Origin of the sequence: Bradyrhizobium sp. WU425 (assembly GCF_021052305.1) — a bacterium.
In the GTDB taxonomy this organism is placed as follows: domain Bacteria; phylum Pseudomonadota; class Alphaproteobacteria; order Rhizobiales; family Xanthobacteraceae; genus Bradyrhizobium; species Bradyrhizobium canariense_D.
The window spans coordinates 4,589,592-4,603,887 of the sequence record NZ_CP088089.1 but is presented as its reverse complement, the minus strand read 5'-3'; the positions used below and the strand labels follow the sequence as shown (position 1 = coordinate 4,603,887).

The 14,296-nt window shown below is 64.9% G+C and carries 11 protein-coding genes; 5 read left to right on the top strand and 6 right to left on the bottom strand.

The window, feature by feature from the left end; all coding sequences use genetic code 11:
* Nucleotide 1: 1 nt before the first annotated feature.
* The 4 genes from aroQ to BcanWU425_RS22310 form a co-directional block, all read right to left on the bottom strand.
* Nucleotides 2-469 (bottom strand): type II 3-dehydroquinate dehydratase, encoded by a 468-nt coding sequence (gene aroQ / locus BcanWU425_RS22325; protein WP_007591609.1) that lies wholly within the window; start codon nt 467-469, stop codon nt 2-4.
* Between the two features lie 228 nt (nt 470-697).
* Nucleotides 698-1,597 (bottom strand): DUF1236 domain-containing protein, encoded by a 900-nt coding sequence (locus BcanWU425_RS22320; RefSeq protein ID WP_085353522.1) that lies wholly within the window; start codon nt 1,595-1,597, stop codon nt 698-700.
* A gap of 232 nt (nt 1,598-1,829) precedes the next feature.
* A complete protein-coding gene (locus BcanWU425_RS22315; RefSeq protein ID WP_018454480.1) occupies nt 1,830-2,597 on the bottom strand; it encodes a DsbA family protein in 768 nt (255 codons plus the stop codon).
* 126 nt (nt 2,598-2,723) lie between these two features.
* Entirely contained in the window at nt 2,724-4,127 is a 1,404-nt protein-coding gene (locus BcanWU425_RS22310) for a M48 family metalloprotease (RefSeq protein WP_018454479.1), read from the bottom strand.
* Nucleotides 4,128-4,347: 220 nt separating this feature from the next.
* Here BcanWU425_RS22310 and BcanWU425_RS22305 point away from each other — a divergent pair, with 220 nt between their 5' ends.
* The 3 genes from BcanWU425_RS22305 (at nt 4,348) to BcanWU425_RS22295 (ending at nt 7,596) form a co-directional block, all read left to right on the top strand.
* Nucleotides 4,348-5,535 carry a pyridoxal phosphate-dependent aminotransferase gene (locus tag BcanWU425_RS22305; protein ID WP_204511081.1) on the top strand — a complete coding sequence of 396 codons (1,188 nt, stop codon included), beginning with the start codon at nt 4,348-4,350 and terminating at the stop codon, nt 5,533-5,535.
* Nucleotides 5,536-5,622: 87 nt separating this feature from the next.
* Nucleotides 5,623-6,177, top strand: coding sequence for a biotin transporter BioY (locus BcanWU425_RS22300; RefSeq protein ID WP_204513929.1), 555 nt, complete (start codon nt 5,623-5,625; stop codon nt 6,175-6,177).
* 84 nt (nt 6,178-6,261) lie between these two features.
* Nucleotides 6,262-7,596 carry a dicarboxylate/amino acid:cation symporter gene (locus BcanWU425_RS22295; RefSeq protein WP_018454476.1) on the top strand — a complete coding sequence of 445 codons (1,335 nt, stop codon included), beginning with the start codon at nt 6,262-6,264 and terminating at the stop codon, nt 7,594-7,596.
* 92 nt (nt 7,597-7,688) lie between these two features.
* Here BcanWU425_RS22295 and BcanWU425_RS22290 read toward each other — a convergent pair whose 3' ends face one another.
* Complete coding sequence (locus BcanWU425_RS22290) at nt 7,689-8,921, bottom strand: NAD(P)/FAD-dependent oxidoreductase (RefSeq protein WP_204511082.1); 1,233 nt, start codon at nt 8,919-8,921, stop codon at nt 7,689-7,691.
* Between the two features lie 64 nt (nt 8,922-8,985).
* Nucleotides 8,986-11,463 (bottom strand): Rne/Rng family ribonuclease, encoded by a 2,478-nt coding sequence (locus BcanWU425_RS22285; protein ID WP_326951097.1) that lies wholly within the window; start codon nt 11,461-11,463, stop codon nt 8,986-8,988.
* On the opposite strand from BcanWU425_RS22285, the gene BcanWU425_RS37560 reads away from it, so the two are divergent.
* Together BcanWU425_RS37560 and BcanWU425_RS22280 are read left to right on the top strand one after the other, a co-directional pair.
* Nucleotides 11,410-12,147, top strand: coding sequence for a hypothetical protein (locus tag BcanWU425_RS37560; protein WP_311979546.1), 738 nt, complete (start codon nt 11,410-11,412; stop codon nt 12,145-12,147). The two genes, BcanWU425_RS22285 and BcanWU425_RS37560, sit on opposite strands and share 54 nt — an antisense overlap.
* 616 nt (nt 12,148-12,763) lie before the next feature.
* Nucleotides 12,764-14,056, top strand: a complete 1,293-nt coding sequence (locus BcanWU425_RS22280; protein ID WP_204511084.1) for an N-acetylmuramoyl-L-alanine amidase — start codon at nt 12,764-12,766, stop codon at nt 14,054-14,056.
* The last annotated feature ends 240 nt before the right edge of the window (nt 14,057-14,296 follow it).

The following is a 14,296-nucleotide window of genomic DNA, read 5'->3' as shown; positions in this document are numbered from 1 at the left end:
GTCAGGCTTTGGGCTTGATGCCGAGCTTGGCGGCAAGGCCCTGGATGGCGAGGCGGTAGCCCTCGATGCCGAAACCGCAGAGGGAGGCGAAGGCCGCGCGCGCGGTGTAGGAGTGATGTCGGAAATTCTCGCGGGCGTGAATGTTGGTGACGTGCACTTCGACCGTCGGGATCTGCACCGCGAGCAGCGCGTCGTGCAGCGCGATCGACGTGTGCGAATAGCCGCCGGCATTGATGATGATGCCCTTCATCTTGCGGGCGTGTGCCTCGTGGATGAAGTCGATCAGCTCGCCTTCGCGGTTGGACTGCCGGCAGTCGGCCTTGAGGCCGAACGTCGCCGCAGTCTCCCGGCACAGCGCCTCGACGTCGGCCAGCGACGCATGCCCGTACTTCTCGGGCTCGCGCGTCCCCAACATGTTGAGGTTCGGCCCGTTCAGGACAAGGATCGTGTCGGTTGCTGGTTCGGCCATTCCAATCCCGCAAGAGCTGCTTCAGCGTGGCGGGGGTTATAGGTAACAAAGCGCGTGAGGGGAAGCCTTGAAGGACCTCCGAGGTGGCTTCAGATACCTCATCCGGGGTGCAAAAATCTGTGTGGAAGCTACGGAAATTGCTCGTTAACCAGTCCGAAGCATGGCTGCCGGCCGAACGGCAAAGGGGCGGGCATTGCTGCCCGCCCCCGATGGTTGCCGGGTATCGTCTTACGTGTTCAGGACAGCCACGATCTCATAGGTGTCCGGATTCACGATCACGATCTCATCCTTGACCAGGACGTAGCGATAGGTCCGCCATTCCGGATAGATCGTCACGACGCGGGACGGCAGGGTATGCAGCTCAATACCCTCGCGCGGAATGCGGGTGCCGACCGAGATCGAGAAGTTCACGTTGGTCACCGGACGCACGTGCTCCTCGCGGATCACCGAGGTGATCTGCGTGCGTTGCTCGGTCGAGAGCTTGGCGCCCGCGCCGGCCTGACCGACCGTCGTGTTGGTGCTGCTCTGACCCTGCGCGTTCTGGTTGGAGCTGGTGCCGGTCTGACCCTGCGCGTTCTGGTTGGTGCTGGTGCCGGTCTGGCCCTGAGCGTTCTGGTTGGTGCGCGTCTCGGTACCCTTCTGGTTCTCGGCATTGTTGGTGCTGCTGGTGCCGCTCTTGGCGCCCTCAGCCTTCATGTCCTTCTGGTCCTTGGCGCCGGACTTGCTCGTGTCCTGACTCATGCTCTTGGACTTGTCCTGCTGACCCTGCGCGCGTTCGTCGGTGTGCTGGCCCTTGGTGGCGCCGGACTTGTCCTCAGCCGCGTTCTTGTTCATCTCGCGGCCGGAGTGCTCGTCCTTTGTTGCGCCGGAGGATTTGTCCTCGGCGGACGTGCCGGACTTCATGCTGCTGGAGCCGCCGGCCTGGCCGACGGTGCCCTTCTCATGGGCGGATTCCTTACCCATCGAGCCGCCGCGTTCGGCGGCGCCGCCGGAGGGCTGCGAATGCTGCGTCTGCGCACCACCGGCGCCGCCACCGCTGTCGCGGTTCATGGTGCCCTGTGCGTTCGCCAGACCGGTGCCCGCGACGAGCGCGAGTGTGGCAACCGAGATCATAAAGCGGTTAGACATGGAATTCTCCTCACGGGTTCATTTGCGTCATTGCCCGCGCCGACAACGAAAGGAGATTTGAGTTGTTCCGGAACTTCGGTGGTTCCGAGGCTTTTGTTTGTTGAATGCCAGATGAATGCGCGCGCCAAATTTCGGCGCAATGAAAAGGCCGGCTTTTCAGCCGGCCTTTTCATGCGTGAAGTTGTAGAGCAGATCGCTGATCAGCAAGTCGCCTTGTTAGCAGGTCGCCTTTTTAACAGGTCGCCTTGCCGCAGCGGGCCACAGCGATCTTTTCCTTCAGGCTATCGACACCGACGGCGCCGACAACGATCTGCTTGCCGATCACGTAGCTCGGCGTGCCGTTCATGCCCATTGCTTCGGCGAGCTTGAAGTTCTCCTCAATGGTGCTGCGCACCTCGGCGCTGCCGATGTCCTTCTCGATTCGAGCGGTGTCGAGGCCAGCTTCCTTGGCCGCCTGAAGTGCGCGCGCCTTGTCGGCCGCGCCACGACCGCCGAGCAGCTTCTGGTGGAAGTCGAGGTACTTCTTGCCGGAGGGATCCTGCATGCGCACCGCGACGGCGACCTGGGCCGCTTCGACCGAGCCCTGGCTCAGTACCGGAAACTCCTTCAGCACCACCTTCAGCTTCGGATCGGCCTTCATGAGGGTGAGCATGTCGTCCATCGCGCGCTTGCAGTAGCCGCAATTGTAGTCGAAGAACTCGACGAAGGTGACGTCGCCGTCCTTGTTGCCGAGCACGACCTGGCGCGGAGAGTTGAAGATCGCATCGGAATTCTGAGCGACGCTGGCCTCGTGTTTCTGCGTCTCCGCCGCGGCCTGGCGCTTGGTGAGCTCGGTCATCGCTTCCTCGAGCACCTCGGGATGGGTGACGAGATAGTTCTTGATGATCGCCTCGATGTCCGTGCGCTGGGCATCGGAGAAGCTGTCGGCCGACGCGGGCGCGGCTGCGCCGAACATGGCGAGCGCAAACAGCGCGGGAGCAAGCAGGCGCAGCGAAGGCATAGGCAAATCCTCTTATCCAAAGCAGGTTTCGGAAAACGTCCCGGCGGACTTAAGCTCGGTGTCGTGACGTCGTTTCGTAAGGCGTCGTGGCGTAAGGCGTCGTCTTGTAAGATCGTCTTGGTCTTGTCAGTTGCGCGGCGGTTTCGACGCCACGATGTCGTCGGCCTTGACCCATCCGGGCGTGCCGACGGCGAAACGGGTTTTCGCGCGCGTCGCAAGCTCGCGGGCGGTCTTGTTGTCGCCGCGCAGATAGGCGGCCTGCGCCGACGCCAGATCCGCCTCGGCATAGTCGCCTTTCCGGCCATACGCCATCGCGAGCTGCATGTAGCCGAGCACGGCCTCCGGTTCCCGTGCGACCGCGGCCCGGAGAATCCGAACGGCGTCATCGGTGTAGGCCTTATTATCGGACCCAACCAGAGCCTGCCCAAGTAACATCTCGATGAGGGGCGCGTTGTTCGAAAGTGCGACAGCCTTGCGCAGGGCCGGGATCGCCTCCGCCGGCTTGCCGCCCTCCAGCAGGGCCTGGCCGCGCACCTCGTAAAAATACGCGTTGTTGGGCTGGACCTGGATCAGCGCGTCGATCTGGGTGAGCGCGCTGCGCAAATCCCCGTGCAGATAGGTGCTGATGGCGCGGGCATAGCGCGCCGGCATGCTGTCGTTGGTCAGGGGATAGCGGCGGTACACCGTTTCCGGCCGCTCCATGAAGGCGGAGATCTTGGCGCGCACCATGTCGTGGCGCAGCTGGAGCGCGGGATCGTCCTTTTTGTCCCAATAAGGGCTGGCGCTGGCGAACTCCTGCAGTGAAGCGACGCGCTCGGCGGGCATCGGGTGCGACTGGAGATAGGGATCGGCGCCGCGAGCCGCGAACAGGCTCTCGCTGGTGAAGCGCTTGAAGGTCTCGTACATGCCCTTCGGCGACTGCTGGGTCGCAGTCAGGAATTTCACGCCGGCGCGGTCGGCGTTCTCCTCCTGCTGGCGCTGATAGGACAGCAAGGTCCGGCGGATCATCTCCTGCGGGCCGGCGAGGGCGGCGGCTCCTGCATTGGCAAGGCCATTGTTGCCGGCGCTGCCGCTGCCGCGGGTGCTGCCGACCGCCATCGCGCCAGCACCGAGCAGCATGGCGATGATCATCTGGGTCTGGGCGTTGGCGAGCTGCTCGCGCAGCTTGGACAGATGACCGCCGGCCAGATGCCCGGTCTCGTGCGCGAGCACGCCGATGATCTGGTTCGGCGTTTCCGACTGGAGGATCGCGCCGTAATTGACGAAGATGCGGCGGCCATCGGCGACGAACGCGTTGAACGAGCCCTCGTTGACGATCACCATCTGGATGTTCTGCTTCTCCAGGCCGGCGACGCGCAGGATCGGGCGGGTGTATTCGCGCAGCAGCTGCTCGGTTTCGGTGTCGCGCAGGACCGGCGGCCCCTTGGCCTGCGCATGCGCGGCCGAGAACGGCGTCAGCGCGATCGCAGCCGCCGCGAGGAGGGAGATGAGGGCGGTGGCCTTCTTGCGCAATGCGATCTGGAACAACATCAAGCGGTCTGGGTCAAAGGGTCTTACCAGCAGGCTGGTCAAGCATTCTTGGTCGAGCAGTTTCGTGATTGGTTTTGGCGATTGGCGGCGGACCGGATACGCGATATGCCCTTTTGAGCCGTTCCCCTTATGAGCCGTACAATGCGGCCAGTCTGGGGCGCAAGCACCCCGTTTTTCCCGGGTCGGACGGATCGGCCCCGCCAGCGAATAGCAGAAATCGATGCACGATGGGACCTTGAGGAACCGGTTGGGGCAGTGGCTCGCGCCCTCCCGCCGCAGCGATGTTCCCCCGTTCATGGTGATGGACGTGATGGCCGCGGCGGCCCGAATCGAGGCGGCCGGGGGCCATGTCATCCACATGGAGGTTGGCCAGCCCGCCGCCGGCGCGCCTAAGACCGCGATTGCAGCCGCCCATGCGGCGCTCGAGGCCGGGCGGATCGACTATACCTCAGCGCTCGGCATCCCCTCCTTGCGCGAGCGCATCGCGCGGCATTATCGCGATGCCTATGGCTGTGACGTCAGCCCCGAGCGGGTCGTAGTGACCACCGGCTCCTCCGGCGGGTTCATTCTGGCTTTCCTGGCGATGTTTGAGCCGGGCGACCGCGTTGCCGTGACGGTGCCGGGTTATCCGCCGTACCGTCATATCCTTACCGCGCTCGGCTGCGAGCCGGTGCTGATCGAGACCACGAACGAGACCCGCCATGCGCTGACGGGCGAGGCGCTGCTGGCCGCCCATCGCAAGGCGCCGCTGAAGGGCGTGCTGGTCGGCAGTCCCGCCAATCCGACCGGGACGATGATGTCCCGCGAGGCGCTCGCCGGCCTGATCGCTGCGGCGGAAGACGCCGGCATCCGTTTCATCTCGGACGAGATCTATCACGGGCTCGACTACGCGTTTCCCGCCGTGACGGCTGCGGCGCTGTCGGACCACGCGCTCGTGATCAACTCGTTCTCGAAGTATTTCTGCATGACGGGCTGGCGCGTCGGCTGGATGGTCCTGCCCGAGATTCTGGTGCGGCCGATCGAGCGGCTGCAGCAGAACCTGTCGATCTCGGTGCCGTCGCTGTCGCAGATCGCGGCCGAAGCGGCCTTCGACGGCGCGGCCGAGATGGAGGAGATCAAGCACGGCTATCAGGAAAACCGGCGCATCCTGATCGAGGGATTGCCCAAGGCCGGCCTGACCAGATTTCTGCCGGCCGACGGCGCGTTCTATCTCTATGCGGACGTCTCGGATTTCACCTCCGACAGTTTCGAGTTCGCCAAGCAGATGCTCGAACAGGCCCATGTCGCGGTCACGCCGGGCCTCGACTTCGATCCCATCCATGGTCGTTCATTCATACGGCTCTCTTATGCGCGTTCGGCTGCGGAGATGCGGGAAGCAGTTGACCGGATCGCTCACTGGCTTAAATAGCCGCCAGTTTTCGCCCGCCTTCTGGAGTGCAACTTGTCTGACCGTTCCGTCCCCTCTACCACCACGCATTCTCCTCTCGCCGCATTGATGTGGCCGATCCGGCCGGGTGAAACCGTCGGCGCCTTGCGCGCTGTCGTGCTGATTGCGCTCGGCACCGTCTTGATGGCGCTGTCAGCCAAGGTGAACCTGCCGCTGCCTTACGTCCCCATGACGTTGCAGACGCTGGTCGTGTTGATGATCGGCGCCGCCTATGGCTGGCGGCTTGGCAGCGCAACCATGATCGCCTACCTCGCCGAGGGCGCGATGGGCCTGCCGGTGTTTGCCGGCCCTGTCGGTGGGATTGCACCGCTGGTGGGCCCGACCGCGGGTTACCTGTTCGGCTTCATTGGCGCCGCCTTCGTCACCGGCTGGCTCGCCGAGCGCGGCTGGGATCGCAGCGTAACGCTGCTGTTTGCGGCCATGGCGGCCGGCCACATCCTCATTCTGGCCGCGGGCTTTGGCTGGCTGGCCTTCGGTCTCGGCCTGGGCGCCGCAAAGGCGTGGCAGGTCGGCCTGATGCCGTTCGTTGCGGCGTCGCTGGTCAAGAACGCGCTGGGCGCGACGTTGATGCCGGCGATACGCCGGGTGGTCGATCGCGGGTAAAGCGCGCAATATCGAGCAGTTCCGATTGACAGGGCCGGCCAAGTTGATCTTGGCTGGCCTGGCGTTTTGAGGGGGAGTGAAACAATGACGACGACAACGATGGTGGGGGCGCCGGTCGCGCCGCCCGCCGCCAAGCCGTGGTACAAGGTACTTTATATCCAGGTGCTGATCGCGATCGTGCTCGGCGCCATCGTCGGCTGGCTCTGGCCGTCGGTCGCCACCAATGAGTGGATCAAGGCACTCGGCGACGGCTTCATCAAGCTGATCAAGATGGTGATCGCGCCGATCATCTTCTGCACCGTTGTCTCGGGCATCGCCCATATCCAGGACGCCAAGAAGGTCGGCCGCATCGGCGTCAAGGCGCTGGTCTATTTCGAGATCGTCTCGACCTTCGCACTGGTGATCGGCCTAGTCATCGGCAATCTGGTGAAGCCGGGTGCGGGCTTCGGCGGTGCCGCCGCCAATGCGCAGGCCGTCGCCAACTACGCCAAGCAGGCCGAAGGCCAGAAGTCGGTCGACTTCGTGCTGCACATCATTCCGGACACCGTCGTCGGCGCCTTCGCGCAAGGCGAGATCCTGCAGGTGCTGCTGTTCTCGGTGCTGTTCGGCTTCGCCATCATGGGGCTCGGCGAACGCGGCCACACCATCCGCTCGTTCATCGACGACGCCGCGCATGCGGTGTTCGGCGTCATCTCCATCGTGATGCGCGCAGCCCCGATCGGTGCATTCGGCGCGATGGCCTACACCATCGGCAAGTTCGGCACCGGGGCGATCCTCAACCTGGTCGGCCTGATCGCGACGTTCTACCTGACCGCGGCGCTGTTCGTATTCGTCGTGCTCGGAATCATCGCGCGCTTCGCCGGCTTCTCCATCTTCAAGTTCCTCGCCTACATCAAGGACGAGCTGCTGATTGTGCTCGGCACCTCGTCCTCGGAAAGCGCGTTGCCGTCCTTGATGGAAAAGCTCGAGCGCCTCGGCTGCTCCAAGTCGGTGGTCGGCCTCGTGGTGCCCACGGGCTATTCGTTCAATCTTGACGGCACCAACATCTACATGACGCTGGCGACGCTGTTCATCGCGCAGGCGCTGGGCTTCGATCTCACCTTCGGCCAGCAGCTCACCATCCTGGTGGTGGCGATGCTGACCTCGAAGGGCGCCTCCGGCATCACGGGCGCGGGCTTCATCACGCTGGCGGCGACGCTCGCCGTGGTCGATCCGCGCCTCGTGCCGGGCATGGCGATCGTGCTCGGCATCGACAAGTTCATGAGCGAGTGTCGCGCGCTGACCAATCTGTGCGGCAACGGCGTTGCCTGCGTGATCGTCGCCTGGTGGGAGGGCGAACTCGATCGCGACAAGCTCAACGCCAACCTCGCCCGGCAGATCGATCCGACCGACATGGAAACGGCGGTCACGACGGACTGATCTGCATGTGGCGGTGCCGAGCGCCGTCAGATGTTGAAATAATAGGGCTGGTCGAGATCCTCGATCAGCCCTTTTTCTTTCGCTGCGAGGGCTTAGAACCGCTCCGGCCGGTACGGCGTGGGATCGATCGCGGGCGTTTCGCCGCTCATCATCTCCGCGAGCAGGCGCCCGGTCGCGGGTCCCAGCGTAAAGCCCTGGTGGCCGTGGCCGAAGTTCATCCAGAGGCCGGGATGGCGTGGGGCGGGGCCGAGCACCGGCAGCATGTCGGGCGTGCAGGGGCGGGTGCCGAACCATGGGTCGGGCTCGACCCGCTTGCCGAGGTCGATCAGCTCGCGCGCGGAAGCTTCCGCGCTGGCGAGCTGCACGGGCGTTGCCAGCGCGTCCAGGCCGGTCAGCTCCGCGCCGGTGGTGATGCGGAGACCCTTCGCCATCGGACCCATGGCGTAGCCACCGGCCTTGTCGACCAGCGGCAGATCGAGCGAGGCGCCGCCGCTGTAATGCATGTGGTAGCCGCGCTTGCGCACCAGCGGGATGCGATAGCCGAATTTGAGCAGGAGATCGGGCGACCACGGCCCGAGCGTCACGACGGCGTGGGCGGCGTCGACGCGCCCATGGTCTGTCTTGACCGACCAGCCGGTGGCGGTCTGCTGCAGGCTTTGGGCATCACCGAGCACGATGGTGCCGCCGAGGCGCTCGAACAGATCGGCATAGGCCGTGACCAGCGCGCCGGGATCGGACACGGTCCAGGTGTCGAGCCAATGGATCGCGCCGGGCAGGTCGTCGCGCAGGACAGGTTCGGCCTTGGCGAGCTCGGCGCCCGAGAGCGCACGAAACCTCACGCCGAATTCGCGCTGGTCTTCTTCCGCCGCCTTGACGGCGAGATCGAACGAAGCTGCGTCGCGATGCAGGTGCCGGTATCCCGCGCGGCGGATCAGATTGTCGGCGTGGGCTTCGCGAATGAGGATGTCGTGCTCCGCCGTCGCGTAGGCGATCAGCCGCGCCCAGGCGTCGATCGCCTCACGATGCCGCTTCGGCGCCGAATGCCACCAATAGCGAAGCAGGGGCTCGATATGGAGATGAAGCGAAGACAGGCTGTAACGCACGTCATTGGTGCGGCCGGTCGCGATCTTCAGGAGCGTGGCGAGGTCGCGCGGCATCGGGTAGGGGCGCACCGCTTCCGCCTGGATCATGCCGGCATTGCCGTAGCTGGTCTCTCGGCCCGGCTCTCTGCGGTCGATCAGCGTGACGGACCAGCCACGCTGCTGCAGGTGCAGCGCCGCGCTGACGCCGATCATGCCGCCGCCGAGGACGATCGCGCTTTGCATTGAGCTGACCTCGCCAAATCAAAACCGCCCGGTTTGGCCGGGCGGTTTCAACTATCTTGTTGCTCTATTCGCCGCCGCCGAAGCGGCGGGACCACCAGCCGGCACGACGCGGTGCGGGCGAGGTTTCGCTTGCCGCTGAGGGCGCGGGCTCCGGAGCGGGTGTGGGCGGGGCAACCGGCTCGGCCGCCTGTGCAACCGGTGCCGGTTCACTCTGGCTGCTCGACAGGAAGCTCACCTTTTCCCGAACCGTCGAACGGCGTCGTGCAGCCTTGTCGTCCGCGTGCTCCTCGTCCGCGGCCGAAGGAGCCGGCTCAGGCTGGGCCGTTGCTTCAATCCGTGCTTCGGCCCGCGGCTCAGGCTGGGTGACCTGAGGTTCTGACGTGTGCTCGGCCTGCGCGATCGAGGGCGCTGCCTCGCCGCCAAAACTGTCGAAATCGGCGACTGCGTTGGTGGCTTCCGACGGCGCATTGGCACTAAGCTCGTCGCTGATGGAGCCGGCGAGACCTTCCTCGCCAGGACCGCGACGGCGGCGGCCACCACGGCGACCACGCCGGCGACGGCGATCGGCGCTGCCCTGCTGCTCGCCACGGGCTGCCTGTTCCTCGCCTTCCTCGCCTTCCGGTTCGGCCTCGGCATCCTCTTCGCCTTCGCCGGCCGCCATGGCCGTCTCGGAAATAGCGGGCGCGCCATCCTCGCGCGTCTCCTCGTCCCGCGGACCACCGCGACCGCGGCGGCGACGGCGACGCTTGCGGCGCTGGCTGTCCTGCTCGGTAGCGGCGTCGCCTGCGGTCTGCTCCTCGATGAGACCTTCGGTCTCCTCGGTCTCGACCTCGGATTCGCTCTCCGGATCGAACTCCTCGTCGTCATAGGCCTCTTCGACCAGGGGCGGCGGGCTTGCGGCCGCCTGGGCCGCCAGCAGAGCCTTGGCGGCTTCCAGCGTATGCACCTGCTCGCCGCGGTCGATGACATAGGCCTGCGGTCCGCTGACGCTCGGGTCGGCGATGACCGACAGCGTGACCTTGAAGCCGTTCTCAAGGTCGCGCAGATGGCCGCGCTTGTGGTTCAGCACATAGAGCGCGACGTCGGTGCGGGTGCGGACCACGAGGTTGTGGGTTGCGCCCTTCATCAGGATCTCTTCGAGGCCGCGCAGCAATTGGAGCGCAACCGAGGACACCGAGCGGACATGGCCGGTGCCGCCGCAATGCGTGCAGGGATCGGTTGAGGATTCCAGCACGCTAGCGCGGATGCGCTGGCGTGACATCTCGAGCAGGCCGAAATGCGAGATGCGTCCGACCTGGATCCGCGCGCGGTCCTGCCGGAGGCAATCGGACAGCTTGCGTTCGACCGCGCGGTTGTTGCGCTTCTCGTCCATGTCGATGAAGTCGATGACGATCAGGCCGGCGAGGTCGCGCAACCGAAGCTGACGCGCAACCTCCTCGGAGGCCTCGAGATTGGTCTTGAGCGCGGTATCTTCGATATGATGCTCGCGCGTCGAACGGCCGGAGTTGACGTCGATCGAGACCAGCGCTTCGGTCTGGTTGATCACGATGTAGCCGCCGGAGCGCAACTGTACGGTCGGCGAGAACATCGCATCCAGCTGGCTTTCGACGCCCATCCGCGAGAACAGCGGCTGGCCGTCGCGATACTGCCTCACCGCGCTCACATTGGCGGGCATCAACATCTTCATGAAGTCGCGCGCTTCGCGATAGCCGGCATCGCCCGCCACCTGGATCTCGTCGATCTCCTTATTGTAGAGGTCGCGCAGCGAGCGCTTGATCAGCGAGCCTTCCTCGTAGACGAGGGTCGGGGCCTGCGACTTCAGCGTCATGTCGCGCACCGTCTCCCACATGCGGATCAGGTACTCGAAATCGCGCTTGATCTCGGGCTTGGTGCGGGCGGCACCCGCCGTGCGCAGAATGATCCCCATGCCCTCGGGCACGTCGAGATCCTGCACCACTTCCTTCAGGCGCGAACGGTCCTGCGCGCTCGTGATCTTGCGGCTGATGCCGCCGCCGCGCGCGGTGTTCGGCATCAAGACGGCATAACGGCCGGCGAGTGAGAGGTAGGTCGTCAGCGCCGCGCCCTTGTTGCCGCGCTCTTCCTTGACGACCTGCACCAGCATCACCTGGCGACGCTTGATGACTTCCTGGATCTTGTACTGGCGGCGGGGACGGAAGGTGCGCTCCGGCACTTCCTCCAGCACATCGTCGCCGCCGACGGATTCAACGACGTCCTCTTCGGCTTCCTCGTCGTCCTCGTCTTCGTCGTCATCCTCGGCCGTCGCTTCAGAGTCGTGATGCGGAGCCTGCGCACTCTCGCCCGCGGCGTACACGGCGTCGGCAGGCTCAGCAGCCGATGTCACGGCCTCGGCAAGATCGTCGGCGTGTGCGTCGGAGGCAAACTCCTGCGGCTCGGCAACGGCCTCGGTGGCGACCGCGGGCTCGGCGCCGATCGCTGCGACAGGCGCCGGTGTCTCGTCGGAATGATCATGGTCGTGATGATCGTGCTCGCCATCATGATCGTGGTCGTGATGTTCGTGCACGTGATGATCGTCACCATGGGCATGATGATGGTCGTCGTGGTCATGCCCTTCGTGGTCATGTGCTTCGTGGCCGTGATGATCGTGGCCTTCGTGCTCGCCGTGATGCTCTGCGTCGGCGTGCAGGTGCTCGCCCTCGTGCGAAGCGCCCTCAGGCAGGGCCTCGCCCTGGACCTGCCGGGCCGCGGGATCGCCTTCGACGACCTCGCTGCGGACGCGCTCGCCATGGCTACGGCGGCGGGAATTGCGGTGGCGGGAGCGGCGGCGGCCCTGGGAGCGGTTCTCGCTCTCTTCCTCGGCCTCGCGATGGGCCTGCTCCTCGGCTTCGATCAGCGCCTGCCGGTCGGCAACCGGGATCTGGTAGTAGTCGGGATGGATTTCGCTGAAGGCGAGGAAGCCGTGGCGGTTGCCGCCATATTCGACGAAAGCGGCCTGGAGCGAGGGTTCGACCCTTGTGACCTTGGCGAGGTAGATATTCCCGCGCAGTTGCTTGCGTTGCGCGGTCTCGAAATCAAACTCTTCGACGCGATTGCCGCGGACCACGACGACCCGGGTCTCTTCCGGGTGGGTGGCATCGATCAACATCTTGTTGGGCATGTCTTAACTCTTGGCGGCGGCGGGCGCGATTCACCGTGGGCGCCATCAGCGCTGCCGGGTGACGCGACGGTCCACCTGATTCGGGGGTGAGGGGAAGGCCGAAACACCGTCTCTCGCGCCTTGCCGAACCGAAAGCCGGAGGACCGAAGCGGCGCGCGGAATTGTCACTCCGCAGCGTCGCGAATGGTCCTTCAGAATTGGTCGGCACAGTCTGGCGCATCAAGCGTCGGCCCGTATGAAACATTGGGCGGCGGGGCCGCCCCTCAATCAGTTGCTGTTGGCCAGGCATGGCGCGAGCGCGCTCGCCTTGGGGTATTACGAACCGCTCCCTTGGGATTAAGGGACCGGGTAACGGGTTGCGCCGCTGTCAGAACCGTCCCGGAAACGTGTTGGTAACCGAGGACCGTTCCGCCGCCGGGGCTTGCCCCGCTCCACCTTGCTGCCGCGCACCGCGCTGGACTTAGAGGGGAACGGAAAAACGCTGGAATTCCCAAACCTTGAGAGTTCCGGCGCTGCACCGGGAGGCTGAATGCGACACAACCGGAAATATCGGCCGTCAGCATTCCGTACATACGTGGATTGGGCCATCCGTGCAAGGAGCGTCGCACGGCGGTCACAGTCAGCGAGTTTCGCGTGTCTGTCATTAAGGATCGTTTAACCCTGTGGTTCTATTGCGTTAAAGAGGCTGCTCGGAGGCACGGAATCGGTGGCGAGCCGCGCAAATCAAAGGATCCTGCTGGGATGCGTGCTGCTCTGCGCGGCGGCATTGCCGTGTGCTGATTCCTCGCGCCTGAAGGCCGCGGAAAGTCAGCCTCAACTCCCTGTTGCATCAGCGAATTTCCCAACGGCCTCGGCCGCCCGACTGGCCGGGGACGGCAGGCAGACTCGCTTTGTCCTCGACATCGATCAGACCGTTAGCTTCCGCGCAGTCACTCTGGCCGACCCGTATCGGGTGGTGGTTGACGTTCCCCAGGTCAATTTTCAACTTCCCGCCGGGACCGGGTCCGGCGGACGCGGACTGGTCAAGGCCTTCCGCTATGGGCTGGTGATGCCCGGCGGCTCCCGAATCGTGTTCGACCTGACGGGCCCGGCCAAGATCGCCAATTCCTACGTGGTGGAGGCTGCCAACGGCCAGCCGGCGCGGCTGGTGCTCGAAATGGAGGAGGTCGAGCGCACCGCCTTCGTGCCGTCGCTGGCTCCGGAAAACCGTCCTGAGCTGCGGCCGGCTATTGCCGATCCGCCGCCCGCGACGGTTCCCGCATCTGCCCACCCTGAAGCCGGCCAGAAGGCCGATGGCCGCGCGGTGGTCGTCATCGATCCCGGCCATGGCGGCATCGACAACGGCACGCAGTCGAGCGGCGAGAGCGAGAAGAATCTGGTGCTGGCCTTTGGCCTGGCGCTGCGCGAACGGCTGGAAAAGACCGGCAAATATCGCGTGGTGATGACACGTGACGACGACACCTTCATCCCGCTCAACGACCGGGTCAAAGTCGCCCGCAACCTCAAGGCGGCGTTGTTCGTCTCGATCCATGCCGACGCGCTGCCGCGCGCCGAGGGCGATGCGCAGGGCGCGACCATCTACACGTTGTCCGACAAGGCCTCCGACGCCGAGGCGCAGCGGCTGGCGGATGCGGAAAACCGGGCGGACGCCATTGCCGGCTTCAACCTCGCGGAGGAGCCGACCGATGTCGCCGACATCCTGATCGATCTCACCCAGCGGGAAACCCGTACCTTTTCAAGCCGTTTTGCCCGCCTGTTGATGGGCGAAATGAAGTCGACGGTGCGGATGCACAAGCATCCCCTGAAGTCAGCCGGCTTCCGGGTGCTGAAGGCCCCCGACGTGCCGTCGGTCCTGGTGGAGATCGGCTATGTCTCCAACAAGGGCGACCTCGAGCATCTGGTCTCCGAGGGATGGCGGTCGCGTGCCGTGGGCTCGATGGCGCAGGCGATCGATGGATTTTTGGCCAAACGGATGGCCACGGCCGGATCGTCGAATTGACGACCGGGGGATCGTCATATTGACGACCCGGGGATCGTCGAATTGAGAGTGATTTTCCGTCCCGCCGCAAAAGCCCTAGTTTGGCCACAGCGGGCGCTTTATAAAAACGCCGCAGGGGGTTCCGGAATCGGCGAGAATCCCGCTCGGCAAGCGCCTTGAGTCCGGCACTAATAGTATTGAGTAAAGCCGGTGAATTCGCGATGGTTTGGTGCCTGTTTCTGGTGCCAGGGCTGATCTTTG

What these genes read in the sequence shown, in the direction of transcription:
- aroQ (WP_007591609.1), bottom strand. Translation starts at nt 469, where the DNA reads ATGGCCGAACCAGCAACCGACACGATCCTTGTCCTGAACGGGCCGAAC.
- BcanWU425_RS22320 (WP_085353522.1), bottom strand. Translation starts at nt 1,597, where the DNA reads ATGTCTAACCGCTTTATGATCTCGGTTGCCACACTCGCGCTCGTCGCG.
- BcanWU425_RS22315 (WP_018454480.1), bottom strand. Translation starts at nt 2,597, where the DNA reads ATGCCTTCGCTGCGCCTGCTTGCTCCCGCGCTGTTTGCGCTCGCCATG.
- BcanWU425_RS22310 (WP_018454479.1), bottom strand. Translation starts at nt 4,127, where the DNA reads ATGTTGTTCCAGATCGCATTGCGCAAGAAGGCCACCGCCCTCATCTCC.
- BcanWU425_RS22305 (WP_204511081.1), top strand. Translation starts at nt 4,348, where the DNA reads ATGCACGATGGGACCTTGAGGAACCGGTTGGGGCAGTGGCTCGCGCCC.
- BcanWU425_RS22300 (WP_204513929.1), top strand. Translation starts at nt 5,623, where the DNA reads ATGTGGCCGATCCGGCCGGGTGAAACCGTCGGCGCCTTGCGCGCTGTC.
- BcanWU425_RS22295 (WP_018454476.1), top strand. Translation starts at nt 6,262, where the DNA reads ATGACGACGACAACGATGGTGGGGGCGCCGGTCGCGCCGCCCGCCGCC.
- BcanWU425_RS22290 (WP_204511082.1), bottom strand. Translation starts at nt 8,921, where the DNA reads ATGCAAAGCGCGATCGTCCTCGGCGGCGGCATGATCGGCGTCAGCGCG.
- BcanWU425_RS37560 (WP_311979546.1), top strand. Translation starts at nt 11,410, where the DNA reads ATGGTCGTGATGATCGTGCTCGCCATCATGATCGTGGTCGTGATGTTC.